Consider the following 16,900-nt stretch of genomic DNA (forward strand, 5'->3'; position numbering starts at 1 on the left):
AAATAAAAATTTAAGTTTAGTTGAAATTAAGGCTATAGATAAAACACCAAATAAAATTAAATGCTTTAAAATCAATTACTTAATGTATTTTTAGATATAAAAAAGCCAGCTTACGCTGGCTCTAGAAAATACTCTTTATTTTTACTGTTTGGCACCAGAAAGCATCTTAGTGTTTTGATTCGAAAGATCTATTGCCATTTTCACCGTTTCATCTAAATACGGATCTGGCGCTTCGTAATCTTTCGGTAAATCATCAATCGACTTCAATAATGGCTTGCCAAGTTTTGTATTACGCTCATTAATGCGTTTCAGTTTGGTCGCATCAATTTCATTATCTTCTTTCTGACGTTGAGCATAGTTCAGAGAAATCAGATTCTTAGTCGCTTTCAATGACTTGTAACGCGCAATATCTTCATCGATGTATTTGAATTCAGGGTCAACACTGATACGGGCTAAATGTTTGGTTTTAATCGGAGATAGATCAGCATTAATGTCCCCAGATTTAGTGTAATTCGCAGCTGGGATGCTATCCCAAGGCAAAGCGTTATCTTCAAAACTTTCACCTGTTTCTGCTGGATCTTGCCCTGTTGGCATTACTACATCTGGCGTCACACCTTCACGCTGGGTACTTCCACCATTTACACGATAGAACTTCTGGATAGTGTATTGCACTGAACCTAATGATGGCCATTCTGGTTTAAGCATTTGGTCATAAACGCGGCTTAAACTTCTGTGCTGCTGTACCGTTCCTTTACCAAAAGTCGGTTCACCCACAATTAAAGCGCGGCCATAATCTTGCATTGCTGCGGCAAAAATCTCTGAGGCGGAAGCACTAAAGCGATCAACCAGAACAACTAATGGACCTTTATAATAGATAACATCATCGTCATCCGCATCTTGGCGAACTTGACCATTGTTATCACGAACTTGAACAACCGGTCCTTTGTTAATAAATAGCCCAGATAATGCGACCGCTTCTGTTAATGCCCCACCACCATTACCGCGCAGGTCAATAACAAGAGCCGAAACATTCTCTTTCGCCATTTTTTGCAGTTCAGTTTTGACATCATTGGTCAAACCAACATAGAAACCTGGAATATCTAATACACCAACTTTCTCTTTACCTTGCTGTTTGATAGACAGTTTTACAGCTCTATCTTCCAATCGGATCTGTTCGCGAACAATAGTGATGATACGTGGCTTAGCACCTTTTGTATCTGAAACAACTTCTAAACGAACTTGGCTACCTTTTGGCCCTTTGATTAACGCGACGACGTCATCTAGACGCCAACCCACGACATCAACAATAGGTTTACCAACTTGACCAACACCAATGATTTTGTCGCCGACTTTTAGCTCTTTGCTTTTAGCCGCAGGACCACCCGCGACTAAAGAATTAATTGTCGTATTATCATCATCTTGTTGTAATACAGCACCAATCCCCTCAAGGGATAAACTCATTTCTGAGTTAAATTGCTCTGTGCTACGAGGTGATAAATAACTGGTATGTGGGTCAATTTCGCGAGCAAACGCATTCATGATTAATTGGAATACATCTTCGCTTTGTGCCTGAGATAAGCGTTTCAATGCAAAATTGTAACGCTTAGTCAGTTTGTCTTTGATCTCTTTGTCATCTTTGCCAGTTAATTTCAAACTTAACCAATCATAGCGGACTTTTTGGTCCCATAAACGGTCTAGTTCTTCTTTATCTTTCGGCCAAGGTGCTTTAGTACGATCAACCTCAATAGAATCCGTCGCGTTTAAATCAATCGGTTGATCTAAACGCGCGAGTGCATATTTGAAACGTTCAAAGCGACGTTGCTGAGAAAGGTTATACAGGTCATAGAACTTATCTAACTTGCCATCTTCAAGCCATTCACCCGTTTTTGCTTTATCTTTTGCATACTGGTCAACATCGGATTGAAGTAAAACATTATGTCCGTAATCAATCATATTGAGATAACGGTCAAATATTTTCCCAGAAAACTCTTTGTCTAAATCGAATTGGCGATAGTGAGAACGCGTAAAACGGGATGTCACACGCTCACTCACGGTACCGTGCTGTGTATTCTGTTTTAAAAGAGGTAACTGAGCAGCAGTGACCGGAGTCACTGCCTGAGTATTAGCTATTGCGGTGCCGAAAGTCGCGAGACTCACAACAAATGCAACTTTGAGTAATTTGTTCATGACCTGAGTGACCTCCGTATCAGAACTTTAAATGTTCCGCGCGCACAATCATTGCCAGACCAGATGGCAATTGAACCCTAACACCATCTTTGGCAATTTCCAGCACAGAGGCATCCATCATACTGCTACCGACTTTCACTTTCAGAGTCTGACCGACTTTCAGTGTGTTGATATCAGTAACTGATTTCAAATTCTCTTCAGCTGGGTTGCTACGAGGGTTTTTCGGAGCTGTATTTTGTGGACGTTCTTTTTTGTCTGATGGACGGCGACGAGATGCGCTCTCTTTGTTCGCATCATTTTGACGAGGAGCTTTGTCGCTAGGCTTTTTCGCAGCAGGACGCTTTTGCGTTTTTTGTTGCTCTGCGCGTTGCGCTTGGACTCTCGCTTTCGCTTCAGCTAATTGTTGACGCGCATGGGCAATGTGCTCTGCATCTAATTCACCGCAGTCATCTCCATTTAAGTCAACACGTTTTGCGCCTTCTTTAACACCGTAAAGATAACGCCAGCTAGAGGTATACATGCGCAGCGCAGAACGTAATTGCGTTTTGCTAATACCATCCTCTTCGGTCAAGTTCCCTACGATATCTTGAAAAATTCCGACTTTAAGCGGACGTGCTTCGCCTTCAGCGATAAAACAGCGTGGAAAACGCTCTGCCAAAAATGCGATAACTTCTTTACTACTATTCAACTTAGGTTGATTTTCCATGAAATTTCCTGATAACAACGATTTTGCCAACCTCACGGGCATGAACAAGCGGACATTATAATCGTGTTGCTGACAATTGCCACGTTCCTATTGATTTTACATACCAATATTTAATAATATTTTGGTATAGAACACATCGCCAAGTGCTGGCATAGCTGGTCTGTAAGGTATTGAAGCCCTATTTCATCTTCTTCATCGAATTGGCCAATATTTGGGCTGTCGATGTCTAAAACCCCAATTATCTTGCCATTTACACTCAGAGGGAAGACGATTTCCGAGTTACTTGCCGCATCACATGCGATGTGACCTGAAAAAGTATGCACATCTTCCACACGCTGAACACGCGCTTCGGAAAATGAGGTACCACAGACGCCTTTATTGAACGGGATCCGTACACAAGCGACTTTACCTTGGAATGGGCCGAGAACCAGTTCCTTTCCATCACTCAAGTAAAAACCAACCCAGTTGATACCGGATAAACGTTCAAATAATAACGCACTGCTATTTGCCAAACTGGCAATTAAATCATACTCTCCAGCGAGAAGTGCAGATAAACTATCTAAAAGTTCGAGATAATACTTCTTTTTATCCATATTTATTTTCAGTTATACGTAAACAAGTAAAAAATATTAGTAAGCGTAGACCGTAGGTTAGCAAGTTGTCACTTTTACGTAAATTTTTTTACACTAGATTACAAGCAAATTAATTCATACAATGAATATATATGACCCACATTAATCATACTTCCATGAATTTGCAACGTTGTTGCCATTGTAACAAAAAAATAGTGACTCCGCCTTTTCAACCACGGCAAGTCATTGTTTGTCCAAGATGTTCTAGTCAATTAAATGATGGGCGCTCATGGTCACTCCGTCGTCTTGCTCTATTATCTGTCACTTTATTGCTTCTTGCTCCCATCGCTTTTTGGCAGCCATTGATTTCTATTTATCTATTTGGCACCCAAATCAACGCCAACGTGCTTGATGGCGTCCGATTAATTAGCGAGCAAGGTGACCCTTTTACCGCGAGTATTGTGGCTTTTTGTGCGATAGCTGCACCGCTACTTTTACCTATTTCGATTTTATCTTTGGTATTAGCGCGCTATCTGGCCATCAACATGCGTCCCATTTTATTGATGATGAAGCATCTCAAAGAATGGGTCATGCTGGATGTCTATCTTGTCGGTTTGGGTATCGCAGCAATTAAAATGCAAGATTATGCGACGGTTTATGTCGGACATGGGTTGATTGCATTTAGCACTATGTCTGTGATTAGTATTATTATTTTAATCCACATTAATCTCGATGAACTGTGGCGGCGGCTTTATCCTTTGGAGGAAAATGCAGAGGCTCCTCATGCAGAAACCTGCCTAGCCTGCCATTTTACTGGAGAACCCAATAAGAAAGGTAAATGTCAGCGCTGCCACCGCCCACTTCACCATCGTGAACCCTTAAGCTTACAAAAAACATGGGCCGCACTGATTGCCGCCATGGTGTTGCTAATCCCTGCTAACCTACTGCCCATTTCGACGTTTTATTTAAATGGGCGACGTTTAGAGGACACAATCTACTCCGGTGTCGTTTCCTTAATTGACTCTGGAAACTGGCCGATTGCCATTATCGTTTTTATTGCCAGTATTTTGGTGCCCTTCGTGAAGATTATCATCATGATACTGTTATTATTTTCAATTCAACTTAAAAGCCATACAGACCCTGTGTTACGGATGAAATTACTGAAATTCGTTTCATGGATTGGGCGCTGGTCGATGTTAGATTTATTCGTCATCGCCTTGATGATGACCTTAGTGAACCGCGATATGCTGATGTCATTTACTATGGGGCCTGCGGCTTTATATTTTGGTACCGCTGTTATTTTAACTATCCTTGCTGTTGAGTGGTTGGACAGTCGATTAATTTGGGATTCTTATGGAAAATCAAAACCATCAAAGTGAAACTTCGGATGAAGTTTCGGAGGCTATCCGCCGTAAAAGGACAACAATTTCGCCCTTTTGGCTGCTTCCCATCATCGCGATCATGATCGCAGGCTGGCTACTATTCCAACAATGGGTGGAACGTGGCACACAAATTACCATTCAATTTTCATCCGCCTCTGGCGTTGTTGCGGGTCGAACGCCAATTCGCTACCAAGGTGTGGATGTTGGCATGGTACAAACCGTCTCTATCAGTGACGATATGAAAAGTGTGATTGTTACCGCCAACGTGAATAAAGATATGCGCTCGGCACTCACTTCAGGAACTCGCTTTTGGCTGGTGACACCTAAAGCTTCTTTAGCTGGCGTGTCGGGCTTAGATGCTCTGGTAGGAGGGAACTATATTGGCATGCAGCCAAGCACTGGTTCGCCAAAATCCCAATTTGTGGCGCTCGATACACCACCACAGCGAAACTTAAACGAAGGCGAATTACTCATTTACCTCACCGCGAAAGATTTAGGTGCATTAAACGAAAACTCCCCCGTTTATTACCGTAAAGTTCCGGTCGGTTATATTTCTGATTATTCCTTGTTACCTGAAAATAAAGGCGTATCCATCGCGGTTATTATTAAAAAACGCTATGTTAATCTCGTCCGGTCAGATAGCCAATTTTGGAATATTTCCGGTATAGAAGGTGGATTCGACCTGAATACTGGTGCCAGTATCAAAATGGAAAGCCTCTCGGCGGTGATCAATGGCGCAGTGGCATTTGATTCCCCAGAAAACAGCCTGCCAGCGCAAACAGGGCAACAATATGAATTGCAGCCGAGTAAAGAGGATGTCAAACCGCTTGATCAGCAAGGCAATATAGACTTGCAACTTACCCTCACCGCGATGGATACCTTTGGGGTGAATGTGGGGCAACCTGTTATCTATCGTGGAATAAAAATCGGCGAAGTGTTACAGCGTCACTTAACGGATGATAATGTTCAGTTCCAAATTGCCGTGTTTAATGAATTTAAACATTTGGTTAAACAAGACAGTAAATTTGTCGCCAATAGCCGTGTCGATGTGCAGTTAGGGATGAGCGGATTACAATTCCAAGGTGCTACACCTCAAGAATGGCTGGAAGGCGGCTTACATATCATTCCAGGAAAAGGGAAAGATACATTACCAGAATCATTCCCGTTATATCGTACTGATGAGAATGCCAAAGCGGGTATTTTAGGCTCCGCGCCACCGACCACCATTACGCTAAACACCAATACCCTTCCCGACATTCAACAAGGCTCAGTGGTACTATATCGCCAATTTGAAGTCGGTAACATTGTGTCGATTAAACCAAACAATGACGGCTTTGCAGTGAATGTGTATATCTCAGGTCAATACCGTAACTTATTGACGCCACAAAGCGTTTTCTGGGCTGAAGGTGGTGCCAAAGTGCAGTTAAATGCTGGCGGTTTAACGGTTCAAGCTTCCCCGCTCAGCCGTGCGTTTAGTGGTGCGATTAGCTTTGACAATATTCAAACTGGCTCATTAGACACTTCACGTCAACATACACTTTACCCATCAGAAACAGCGGCAAAAGCGATTGGTAGTGCGGTAACGTTGACGACCTTTGATGCATCTAAGCTATCCGAAGGCATGCCTATTCGTTATTTAGGTATTAACATCGGACAAATCGAATCGCTGAAACTGTCCGCGGATAACCGCGAAGTGAAAGCGAAAGCGATTCTGTATCCTGAATATGTGGAAAACTTCACCAAAATTGGTAGCCGTTTCGCCATTGTGACCCCTGAACTTTCGCCATCGGGGGTTAACAACCTCGATACGCTGATCCAACCGTATATCAGTGCAGAGCCGGGGCGCAGTAATAAGAGCCGTTTCCAATTTGAACTGCAAACTGCCAACATTACAGATTCTCGCTATCTCGATGGTCTAACCATTATCCTTGATGCGAGTGAGGCAGGTTCTATCCAGGTAGGAACGCCAATTCTGTTTAGAGGATTAGAGATAGGAACCGTCACTGGACTTTATTTGGGAGAGCTTTCCGATCGCGTTTATGTTGCAACACGTATAGGCAAAGAATACCAATATCTGATCCGTGATAATACCCAGTTCTGGTTATCTTCCGGTTACAACCTCGCCTTTGGCTTAACAGGTGGCGTGGTGAAAAGCGGTACATTCAAGCAATTTGTTCGTGGTGGAATTTCGCTGGCAACCCCGCCAACAGTACCATTAGCACCTAAAGCCAAACCTGATCAGCATTTCATTCTGAAATTAGAGCCCCCTGCGGACTGGTTAGACTGGGGAACCCCTATCCCCAAAAAATAATCCCTAACAAGGCGTCATGTTTCCCAGCATGACGCCTTTTTTATCCTCGATTACCGAAAATATATTTTGGAAATGAATTCCATTTATACTATGCTTAATTTCGTTGAGCTGATTTTTTATTGTAAAAATAAAGAGTAAAGAGGAAACGTTATGAGCATAGTTAAATTGAAAATATCTTCCTATGAAATCAATGATGCTGTCATGGCTGATAAGCGTAGTGATACTGTAAGTATTCCTTGCGATTCCGATTCTGAATTTTGTATGCAATTGGATGGTTGGGATGAACATACGAGTATCCCTGCGACACTGGATGAAAAACCGGTTCTGCTCTATCGCCAGCGTTATGATAAAGAAAATCATCATTGGCTAATGAGAATTGCTTGATGAATATGGTGGTATTAAATAGAACAGTTAGATGGGAAATAACACAAAAAAAAGAGGCCTGGTAGATTCCGATTACCGGGCCTTGGGAAATGGCTCTGGCAGAGCCGTGCGCTAAAATTGCCATTGAGACGTAACAAAGTACTCTCTAATACTAGCGTTCAGCTTACGTTCTTACCACTTAAATTAGCAATTAATTTACATATTTTTAACACAATTTATTGCTTAATTTTCTAAGATTGAGCTATTTGCATGATAAGTTAAACCTATCTAAGCAATCAGCAAAACCTTTCAGATTCCATCTCCTTGATATTTATAGCTAAAGGCTAATCAGACCTTATTTATTCTCACACAGTTTCTCTGCCGCTTGCTTCAGTGGCAATACTCGCTCTTCAACCGATTTAGTGGTTTCGATAGGGGCTAATAGCACATCAATCGGTTGTGCTTGGATCTCTTTCTTTTCCATTTGTGCCGTTGCAATATCATTCAATGGATGCTGCATTAACGTAGACGGGTTGATAGCTACCAATGCACCATTAGCACGACACTCTAACATCACTTCTTCACGCTTTAGCGGCCAATCACCGCCAAACTGCTTTTTACTGACGCTCGCCAATGGTGCAGCCATCGCCGTACTGAATGTTCCACCCAGTACTAACGCACAAATTATGAATTTGAATTTCATTTAAAATGACCTTGTCAAACGGGGTTATACAAAGATAAATGCCATTATACAGGTTGATAAGTGGCAAAAACAGCCACTGCAAGAATAGCAATAGTACCGAGCAGCAGTTCAGCCCAACTATTTATAATCAAATAATTGATCCTTCCTTGCTGTTGAAGACGTGGTACCACCCAATAACGATTAGTTAATGCTAATAGTACCATCAACCCAACCAACGCAATTTTTAGCCATAACCAAGATTGGTATTCAGATAGTGTTGCGAGGAATGGCCAGCCTGGCAATAAAATCAGGCTATTAATAATTCCCGTTATCAGTACACAAATCACGGCAATATGCCCTAGCTGCGAGTAACGCTTCATTGATACGACAACTTGCGTCTCTAGCCCTGCTTTTAATTTATCTTTACTGCGTAAGAATTGAATGCAAATAAGGAAAGGCCACAAGCCCCCAAACCAATACGCGCAACTAATTAGATGAATGAACTGATTGGTTTGATGAGCAACTCCCAGCCACCCTTCATGCATCGCTGCATGCCCAATAAATGCATGCAGCCCCAAAATAATGACGGAGAAAACAAGAATGAGGTAAAGTTTTAGGGTGATCGGGCGTATAAATAGAACGGCAAGCAAACCGACAGCACTGAGGATTTCCCAACGCCAAATTTGGCCAAAAGTAGTGCCAAGCACGCCTTTCCAAATATCCATATTCAACGCATCTTCCCAACCATCGCCCATCAAACCAGATTGTGCAATCATCCAGCAAAATGTGGTGATAATCGTGATAACTGCGCTAAAGATAATGCTTTTTTTCAGTGCATCTTGGAGTAGTACGCGAAATTGCCCATGGGAGACTATCACCGCAAACATTGACATTCCACACATCAACATTGCGGCGATAAAATGAACAAATCGCGTTAAGGTATAAAATGCTTCCAGTGACATATTATTTCACAGTGAAGCTATAGTTCCCTTTGGTTTTGTGTCCATCAACAGAGACAACGCTCCATTGAACATCGTACTTACCTGCTGCTAATTTGCTTTCAACAGGAATAATGACTTTGGTGTTGTTGCTAGGATCTAACGCGGCTTTACCCGTTTTGATAATTTGCTTGTTCTCATCCGTTACATTCACTTTAGTGAAGTTAACTTCAATCCCTTCAGAAAAGTTTAACGTGATAGCTTCTGGTGCCTGCTCTAATGCAGCACCCTCCGCAGGTAATTGATCTTTAAGATGCGCATGAGCAAAAGCTTGTTGAAATGACATACCTAAGAACAGTACAGCGACCGCGCTTAATTTACGCCAAGAAGATTTTATTTGGTTGATTGGCATAGTAACCTCTTAATTTGCAGGTGAATTTAGATATATAGCCAATCATTATACGGAAAATAATACGATACGCAGCGATAAAATCAGATTTTATCATTCAGCTTGTGAGGCTTGGCACAAAATGCGAATAAAACTCACTCGCAAAAATAAAACAAGCGCCATTCATCTCTGAATTGGCGCTTGATAAACAACACGAAAATCGAGTTATTAAAAAGAATGATTAAACGTGTGCAGCTGCCGCTAAACCTTTCAGATCTTTATCCAGCAGGAATAATGATTTACCAGACTCACCCACCATGCCCAATTTATCCAGTACAGATTTGAACAGTTTCTCTTCTTCATGCTGCTCTGCAACATACCATTGCAAGAAGTTGAATGTTGAGTAATCATGGGTTGTCATTGCTAAATGTGCGAGTTTATTGATTTCTGAAGTAATTAATTGTTCATGTTCGTACGTTTTATTGAACACATCAGCGATAGAGTCAAAATTTTCTGGTGGTGCAGCAATCGCGCCTAAGCGTGGTAATGCGCCAGTATCGCTAAGGTAATTAAATAAACGCTGCATATGCTCCATTTCTTCTTGTGAGTGTGCTTTCAAAAATGCCGCTGCACCTTCAAAACCTTTATCACTACACCAAGCGCTCATTTGCAAATACAGATTAGCGGAGAAAAACTCAAGATTCAGTTGTTTATTTAACGCTTCAATCATGTCAGCTTTTAACATATCTTTACCTTAATGATGATGATTTTATGAAGTTATATCCCACAGTAACATAATAAATGCATTCAGAAAACATTCTTCCCATAAAAATTAATTTATTGATTAACAATGGTTTTTTGTAAAAATAACACGAATCAATCGCATTAGCTTTTATTTCTCATAATAATCCTAATTGCTTACTATTATCATGTTTAAATTTAATTTTATTCGCTAACCATCTCACTATTTCATCAAGATTTTCTGAACTTCAATTGCTACAATTCATGCTGATGTTGTTAACCGTTAGGATTTAAAATGAGCCGTAATCTTGCCACCCTCCCAAAAGAAGAGATGGACAAAATTAACGTTGACCTGCTGGCTTCCGGTGTTGCTTTCAAGGAACGTTATAATATCCCCATTATTCCTGAGGCCGTCGAACGTGAGCAGCCTGAACATTTGCGGGATTATTTTCGTGAAAGGCTGGTCTACTATCGTCAGTTATCGATGAATTTTGCTCGTATGCCCTACGAGCCAAGAAATCGCTAAGAATAGAATTTTAGATACAAAAAAGGAGAGTTATATACTCTCCTTTTTCATTCTATAAACCCGCAGATTATTTGCTGGTGTTATAGGTGATGGTATTGTTTTTACAATTCACTGCAACACGGTAATGCAGATCGGATTTCGACCCTCTAACCACTAAAGGCAGCGAGTAGCCATCTTCAGTCTTCGTTACTTCACTGTCGTTGATCCATGCAACCGCTTTTTTACCCACGGCCGCTTTTTCATCAGCCCAACGTGGTAACCGGTTATTCATAAAATCATTTTTAACCTGTGCCGCAATTTGTGGCTCAGTAAGATTACCACAACTCACAAATGCAGCTGCTTTACCTTCTTCCTTGTTAGCACTGAATGCAAACGAACTTAATACAAGCGCACAACTGCCTAAAACCACTGCCATTTTTTTATTAACATTCATACCATCCTCCGGCATCTACGAAATGTAGATGAAATTGAGATCCATTTTACTCACCAAAACTGCAGCACCATTAACAACGCACGCATAGGTTACCGTTGTCTATTTAGTGTAGTTGTAAAAATAAAACCTATGAGCAAAATGACTTAACTGATATGAATTTATCAGAAATACATTTAAATGTTAATAGGATGTTTATTAATTATTAATTTTCGTCATCAAATCGAGCAACAATTTGCTCTTTACCTTGATGGTTTTCCCTAATTTCTTGAGCAACCAGCGCAATAGCTTCTCCGCTGCTCATGCCTTCTGCCATCAGTTGGTGAATGCGTTCAACCGCTTCTTGTTGCTCTGCGTGGGAAAGTGCTGGCATACCTGAAAACATAATCAACCTCTTTAAATTGCAGACTTATTTAATACGTTAAGATTTTCAGCAAATTTTAACAGCTCTTGCCTTAATAAGGTAAGATTATATGGTAATCTGGCATTATTCATTTGTGGAACCTGACTTTAATTGATTGATATGGCTATTAATAAAATACAACTCCCATACAGCCCCAATGCGGCATTAGATTATTTTGCACCTTTATCGCACCAACCATGGGCTATGCTGCTTCATTCTGGTCAAGCTGAACATTCACATAACCGTTACGATATGATTGTTGCCGACCCTGCGGTAACCCTATTAACTCGCGGTTTGCAAACTGAAATTCAAACGCAAAATCAGCCTGCTCAATTGTCAGAAAATGACCCTTTCGCCCTTTTACAGCAATACATAGATCAATACCAAGTTAGCGAATTTTCTGATGAAGCACTGCCATTCCAAGGTGGAGCAATGGGAATTTGGAGCTATGACTTAGGTCGCCGTATCGAAAAGCTACCCGAACTTGCCACTTCTGAGCTACAATTTCCAGATATGGCGGTAGGCATCTATTTATGGGCTCTTATTGTTGACCATCATGAACAGCGCGTGACTTTATTCAGTCACCAAGATGCCGAACAGCGACTCACTTGGTTACAGGCACAAAAAAAATCTCGTAAAAGTGCTTTCTCATTGACGTCCCCATGGCACGCCAACATGACCGAAGCGCAATACCATGAAAACATTGCCCGTATTCATCAATATCTACGTGAGGGGGATTGCTACCAAATCAACCTTGCACAACGCTTTAAAGCCAAATATAAAGGTAATGAATGGGATGCATTTTTAACATTGAATGAAAGTAATCGCGCCCCATTCTCCTCGTTTATTCGCTTACCGGATAACGCGGTTATCAGTGTTTCTCCTGAACGCTTTATTTTATTAGAGAACGGTGAAATTCAAACTCGCCCAATCAAAGGCACGCTCCCTCGCTTAGACTCACCAGAGGAAGATCAACTTCAAGCAGAAAAATTAGCCAATTCACCCAAAGATCGTGCTGAAAACTTGATGATTGTGGATTTACTGCGCAATGATATTGGACGCGTTGCTAAACCGGGCACCGTACGCGTTCCTGAGCTTTTCAAAGTGGAGCCTTTTCCTGCGGTTCATCACCTTGTTAGCACCATCACCGCCACATTAGACAACCAATACCAAGCTACCGACTTACTGCGTGCCTGTTTCCCTGGCGGTTCCATTACGGGCGCACCTAAAATTCGTGCAATGCAGATTATTGAAGAATTAGAACCCAATCGTCGACATGGATATTGTGGCGCAATCGGCTATATTAGTTTCTGTGGCAATATGGATACGAACATCACAATCCGCACCCTGATAACTGACAAAAAACAGATTTATTGCTGGGCAGGCGGTGGTATTGTTGCCGATAGCCAAGCCGATAAAGAGTACCAAGAGACCTTTGACAAATTACGCCTGATTTTGCCAAAACTAGGAAAACTCGATAGCGATGACTGAGCTGAATAGCTTTATTAACCGTTTTCAATTTACACTCCCGCTTTCTCGTCAACCCGCCACATCGGCGGGTAAAGCGGCGGCCGTGCTATTGCCAATTATCAATAAATCCAATCCGACATTATTGCTCACGCAACGGTCACCGCTATTACGTTCTCATGCCGGTCAAGTGGCATTCCCGGGCGGCTCTCGCGATCCTGAAGATACAAACTTAATTGCGACCGCATTGCGAGAAGCTTACGAAGAAGTTGCCATTCCACCAGAGAAAGTTCAGGTCTTAGGGCAACTTGCACCTATCTCCAGTATTGGCGGTTATCAAGTCACCCCTATTGTGGGCCTTGTGCCCGATAATATTCGCTATCAGGCGAATCCAAGCGAAGTTTCCTCTATTTTTGAAATACCCCTGTTTGATGCGTTATCCTTGCAAAAACATAAATATGTGGATATCAATCGCTCTGGTCGCGAAAAACGAGTCTTTTTCTACTGGTATAACAATTACTTAGTGTGGGGCCTCACTGCCTCCATCCTGCATCAACTCGCCCTACAACTGGATTAGTCCTCACAGTCAATAATCCTTTTATTCAATCATTTTTCCACTATCCAAAATACAATTAGTGCTATTTATAACCAATCCACCTTATGTAACTACCTTATTTCAAAAAATACTTTAAACTTACTGGTTAACACTACGAAATAACAGTAAAGTAGCGCCCTTTAAAATAAATCACTATATCTTCATCTTTTGTTTAAGGAGTCCTGCGTGATAAGCGTTTTCGACATGTTTAAAGTGGGCATTGGCCCTTCAAGCTCTCATACCGTCGGTCCGATGAAAGCTGGGAAAGAATTTGTCGATGATTTGGTCAATAAGCAATTATTACCATCCGTCACCCGTGTCGCAGTAGACGTTTATGGCTCTTTATCCCTAACAGGTAAAGGTCACCATACCGATATCGCCATTATTATGGGTTTAGCAGGTAACCTCCCTGCTACCGTTGACATTGAATCAATCCCATCCTTTATCAAGAATGTGGAAGAAACAGAAAAGCTGCTATTAGCTAATGGCGCTCATACTGTTGATTTCCCTCGTGAGGGTGGCATGAATTTCCGTCAAGATAACTTACCGTTACATGAAAATGGTATGACTATCCACGCCTTCGCTGGCGACAAGGAAATTTACACTAAAACTTATTATTCTATCGGCGGTGGTTTCATTGTTGATGAAGAACATTTTGGTCAAACATCTTCAGACAGCAAACCTGTCTCTTATCCGTTTAATTCAGCGGGTGAGTTACTCTTAAAATGTAAAGAATCAGGCTTATCCATTTCTAGCCTGATGATGAAAAACGAGCTGGATTTACACCCTAGCGAAGAGATTGACGCTTACTTTGCAGATGTATGGAAAACCATGCAAGCCTGTATTGAACGCGGTCTTAACACTGAGGGTGTTCTTCCAGGTCCATTACGCGTTCCTCGTCGTGCGCCAGCATTGAACCGCTTAGTTACCTCTGCGAGTAAACTGTCTAATGACCCGATGAACGTGATTGATTTAATCAACATGTATGCATTGGCCGTTAACGAAGAAAACGCAGCGGGTGGTCGTGTTGTTACTGCACCAACCAACGGTGCCTGTGGCATCGTTCCGGCTGTTTTGGCGTATTACAACCATTGCGTTGAACCCGTTACCCCAGAACTTTACTTACGCTATTTCTTAGCGTCTGGAGCCGTTGGCATTCTGTACAAAATGAATGCGTCTATTTCTGGCGCAGAAGTGGGTTGCCAAGGCGAAGTCGGTGTTGCCTGCTCAATGGCGGCGGCAGGTTTAGCTGAGTTGTTTGGTGCAAGCCCTGAGCAAGTCTGCATTGCAGCTGAAATTGGTATGGAGCACAACTTAGGTCTAACCTGCGATCCTGTTGCGGGACAAGTTCAAGTACCTTGTATTGAACGTAACGCAATCGCCTCGGTTAAAGCTATCAATGCCGCACGCATGGCTTTACGCAGAACCAGCGAGCCTCGCGTTTCTCTAGATAAAGTTATCGAAACCATGTACGAAACTGGTAAAGATATGAATGCCAAATACCGCGAAACATCTCGTGGTGGCTTAGCTATCAAAGTCCAGTGTGATTAATCAGTAATATAACTTCCCTCTTCATTACACATTTACGTGGTGAAGGGGGCGTTTTATCCTCACTCTTTCTACGCTTATTTAATTTTTTTAATTAAGTCTATTGAGCGTCAATGCTCCCATCAAACAACACTTTCCCTCTTTTTGCTTTTCTCGTTTCAGCTTTCGATTTTTATCGTCTATGATCGTTTTATTTCTTCAATTTTCTCACCCTGCTTTCTATTTTTGAATTGTTATTTTTATTCTGTTATTCCTTTAAATTCTATTGCCCACGCCTGTTTTTGCTCACTTTTTGCTCTTCCTGACAAATTTCTTATCAAATAAACCCATTTATTGTTACCGATAACAGAGTATCAATCCAAAACAAGCCAATTAAATAAAATTACATGCTATTCAAATCAATTAATTTAGAGTTATAGGTTTATTTATCAGTAATATTTGGATCTGTTTTTATTTTTCTGACGCGAAACAAGTTTTTTAGATTAATCCTAGTGATATGATCAGGCTGACCATTCAGCTAATAATTGCACTTAACTAATTATTAGCTAGCCACTTAGTTTGAATTTATTCAGCTACTATTTAAGGTGCAGGGGAAACACATAGAGAAGAAGTCCAGTTTCTAGCTTCTATTCTATCGTCGATGATGTTTCGATTTATCTGTTAAGAGGGAAAAATAGTGAGTATAGCTATTATGATTGGTACCCACGGAGTTGCTGCCGAACAGCTACTCCGAACCACCGAGATGTTAATAGGCGAGCAAGAAAACGTCTCGTTTATTGACTTTGTCCCTGGGGAAAATGCTGACACCCTATTTGAAAAATACACACAAAAGCTGACCACTCTAGATACCTCAGCTGGTGTGCTATTTCTTGTTGATACGTGGGGAGGTAGTCCATTTAATGCTGCTACACGCATTGCCAATGAGTATGACAATTACGAAATCATTACAGGCGTAAATGTCCCAATGCTCGTTGAGACCTTTATGTGCCGCGATGACAACCCATCCATGGATGAGCTGATCACTGTCGCACTCGAAACAGGTCGCGGTGGCATTCGTCCATTCAAATATAAAGAAGTTGTTGCAGAAACTCCTGCGCCCGCAGCGGTCAGTGCACCTGCTCCACAACCTGTTATTGCAGGCCCGGGTGAACACATGATTATTGCTTTGGCGCGTGTTGATGACCGATTGATCCATGGTCAAGTGGCGACTCGCTGGACAAAAGAGATGCGCGTTAAACGCATTATCGTTGTCAGCGATGAAGTGTCCAAAGACACCGTTCGCTCTACCTTACTGAAGCAAGTTGCTCCTCCAGGTGTTACCGCCCACGTTGTTGACGTAGACAAATGTGTCCGTGTTTACAACAACCCGAAATATTCTGGCGAGCGCGTGATGCTGTTATTCACTAACCCAACAGATGTACAACGCATTGTTGAGCAAGGCGTTGAGATTGACTCGGTCAATATTGGTGGAATGGCCTATACCGAAGGTAAAACCATGGTCACCAATGCCGTATCAATTAACCAAAAAGATATCGATGCATTCAATTATCTGAATGACAAAAATATTGAGTTAGAAGTTCGTAAAGTCGCTTCAGACAGTAAAGTCCACATGATGGATTTAATTAATAAACTCAAAAAATAATGTTTTAGAAATTAGTTCT

17 protein-coding genes are annotated in these 16,900 nt (G+C 41.7%); 8 read left to right on the forward strand and 9 right to left on the reverse strand.

Annotated elements, in window-relative coordinates; translation table 11 throughout:
* Window positions 1-141: 141 nt before the first annotated feature.
* From prc to LDO73_RS09910, 3 genes are all read right to left on the reverse strand, one after another.
* Window positions 142-2,187 carry a carboxy terminal-processing peptidase gene (prc, locus tag LDO73_RS09900; protein WP_224057735.1) on the reverse strand — a complete coding sequence of 682 codons (2,046 nt, stop codon included), beginning with the start codon at window positions 2,185-2,187 and terminating at the stop codon, window positions 142-144.
* Between the two features lie 19 nt (window positions 2,188-2,206).
* A complete protein-coding gene (gene proQ, locus LDO73_RS09905; protein WP_224057736.1) occupies window positions 2,207-2,893 on the reverse strand; it encodes an RNA chaperone ProQ in 687 nt (228 codons plus the stop codon).
* A gap of 110 nt (window positions 2,894-3,003) precedes the next feature.
* Window positions 3,004-3,486 carry a GAF domain-containing protein gene (locus LDO73_RS09910; protein ID WP_224057737.1) on the reverse strand — a complete coding sequence of 161 codons (483 nt, stop codon included), beginning with the start codon at window positions 3,484-3,486 and terminating at the stop codon, window positions 3,004-3,006.
* A 131-nt stretch (window positions 3,487-3,617) separates the two neighbouring features.
* Here LDO73_RS09910 and yebS point away from each other — a divergent pair, with 131 nt between their 5' ends.
* The 3 genes from yebS to LDO73_RS09925 all read left to right on the forward strand — a co-directional run bounded on the left by yebS (window position 3,618) and on the right by LDO73_RS09925 (window position 7,542).
* A complete protein-coding gene (gene yebS, locus LDO73_RS09915) occupies window positions 3,618-4,844 on the forward strand; it encodes a membrane integrity lipid transport subunit YebS (RefSeq protein ID WP_224057738.1) in 1,227 nt (408 codons plus the stop codon).
* Complete coding sequence (locus tag LDO73_RS09920) at window positions 4,819-7,158, forward strand: MlaD family protein (protein ID WP_224057739.1); 2,340 nt, start codon at window positions 4,819-4,821, stop codon at window positions 7,156-7,158. The genes yebS and LDO73_RS09920 overlap by 26 nt, the downstream gene beginning before the upstream one ends.
* Window positions 7,159-7,308: 150 nt before the next feature.
* The gene (locus LDO73_RS09925) at window positions 7,309-7,542 is read left to right on the forward strand and encodes a DUF1480 family protein (protein ID WP_036954855.1); all 234 of its coding nucleotides are present in this window, start codon (window positions 7,309-7,311) and stop codon (window positions 7,540-7,542) included.
* 334 nt (window positions 7,543-7,876) lie between these two features.
* On the opposite strand, the gene LDO73_RS09930 is transcribed toward LDO73_RS09925, so the two are convergent.
* The 4 genes from LDO73_RS09930 to ftnA form a co-directional block, all read right to left on the reverse strand.
* On the reverse strand, window positions 7,877-8,224 hold the full coding sequence (locus tag LDO73_RS09930) for a DUF2511 domain-containing protein (RefSeq protein ID WP_224057740.1): 348 nt from the start codon (window positions 8,222-8,224) through the stop codon (window positions 7,877-7,879).
* Between the two features lie 44 nt (window positions 8,225-8,268).
* Window positions 8,269-9,165: a copper homeostasis membrane protein CopD gene (gene copD, locus LDO73_RS09935; RefSeq protein ID WP_224057741.1), complete on the reverse strand. Its 897-nt coding sequence runs from the start codon at window positions 9,163-9,165 to the stop codon at window positions 8,269-8,271.
* A gap of 1 nt (window position 9,166) precedes the next feature.
* The gene (copC, locus tag LDO73_RS09940) at window positions 9,167-9,553 is read right to left on the reverse strand and encodes a copper homeostasis periplasmic binding protein CopC (RefSeq protein WP_036954840.1); all 387 of its coding nucleotides are present in this window, start codon (window positions 9,551-9,553) and stop codon (window positions 9,167-9,169) included.
* A 217-nt stretch (window positions 9,554-9,770) separates the two neighbouring features.
* Window positions 9,771-10,274, reverse strand: a complete 504-nt coding sequence (gene ftnA / locus LDO73_RS09945) for a non-heme ferritin (RefSeq protein ID WP_224057742.1) — start codon at window positions 10,272-10,274, stop codon at window positions 9,771-9,773.
* A 291-nt stretch (window positions 10,275-10,565) separates the two neighbouring features.
* On the opposite strand from ftnA, the gene LDO73_RS09950 reads away from it, so the two are divergent.
* Window positions 10,566-10,796, forward strand: coding sequence for a DNA polymerase III subunit theta (locus LDO73_RS09950; RefSeq protein WP_224057743.1), 231 nt, complete (start codon window positions 10,566-10,568; stop codon window positions 10,794-10,796).
* A 67-nt stretch (window positions 10,797-10,863) separates the two neighbouring features.
* Here LDO73_RS09950 and yebF read toward each other — a convergent pair whose 3' ends face one another.
* Both yebF and LDO73_RS09960 read right to left on the reverse strand, forming a co-directional pair.
* Entirely contained in the window at window positions 10,864-11,229 is a 366-nt protein-coding gene (gene yebF / locus LDO73_RS09955) for a protein YebF (RefSeq protein WP_224057744.1), read from the reverse strand.
* Window positions 11,230-11,431: 202 nt separating this feature from the next.
* Entirely contained in the window at window positions 11,432-11,611 is a 180-nt protein-coding gene (locus LDO73_RS09960; RefSeq protein ID WP_036954826.1) for a YoaH family protein, read from the reverse strand.
* A gap of 138 nt (window positions 11,612-11,749) precedes the next feature.
* On the opposite strand from LDO73_RS09960, the gene pabB reads away from it, so the two are divergent.
* The 4 genes from pabB (at window position 11,750) to manX (ending at window position 16,881) form a co-directional block, all read left to right on the forward strand.
* Window positions 11,750-13,120 (forward strand): aminodeoxychorismate synthase component 1, encoded by a 1,371-nt coding sequence (gene pabB / locus LDO73_RS09965; protein WP_224057745.1) that lies wholly within the window; start codon window positions 11,750-11,752, stop codon window positions 13,118-13,120.
* Window positions 13,113-13,673: a CoA pyrophosphatase gene (locus tag LDO73_RS09970; RefSeq protein WP_224057746.1), complete on the forward strand. Its 561-nt coding sequence runs from the start codon at window positions 13,113-13,115 to the stop codon at window positions 13,671-13,673. The genes pabB and LDO73_RS09970 overlap by 8 nt, the downstream gene beginning before the upstream one ends.
* Window positions 13,674-13,877: 204 nt before the next feature.
* Entirely contained in the window at window positions 13,878-15,242 is a 1,365-nt protein-coding gene (locus tag LDO73_RS09975) for an L-serine ammonia-lyase (protein WP_224057747.1), read from the forward strand.
* Between the two features lie 673 nt (window positions 15,243-15,915).
* Window positions 15,916-16,881, forward strand: coding sequence for a PTS mannose transporter subunit IIAB (manX, locus tag LDO73_RS09980; RefSeq protein WP_224057748.1), 966 nt, complete (start codon window positions 15,916-15,918; stop codon window positions 16,879-16,881).
* The last annotated feature ends 19 nt before the right edge of the window (window positions 16,882-16,900 follow it).

Source organism: Providencia alcalifaciens, assembly GCF_915403165.1.
Classification (GTDB): Bacteria; Pseudomonadota; Gammaproteobacteria; order Enterobacterales; family Enterobacteriaceae; genus Providencia; species Providencia alcalifaciens_C.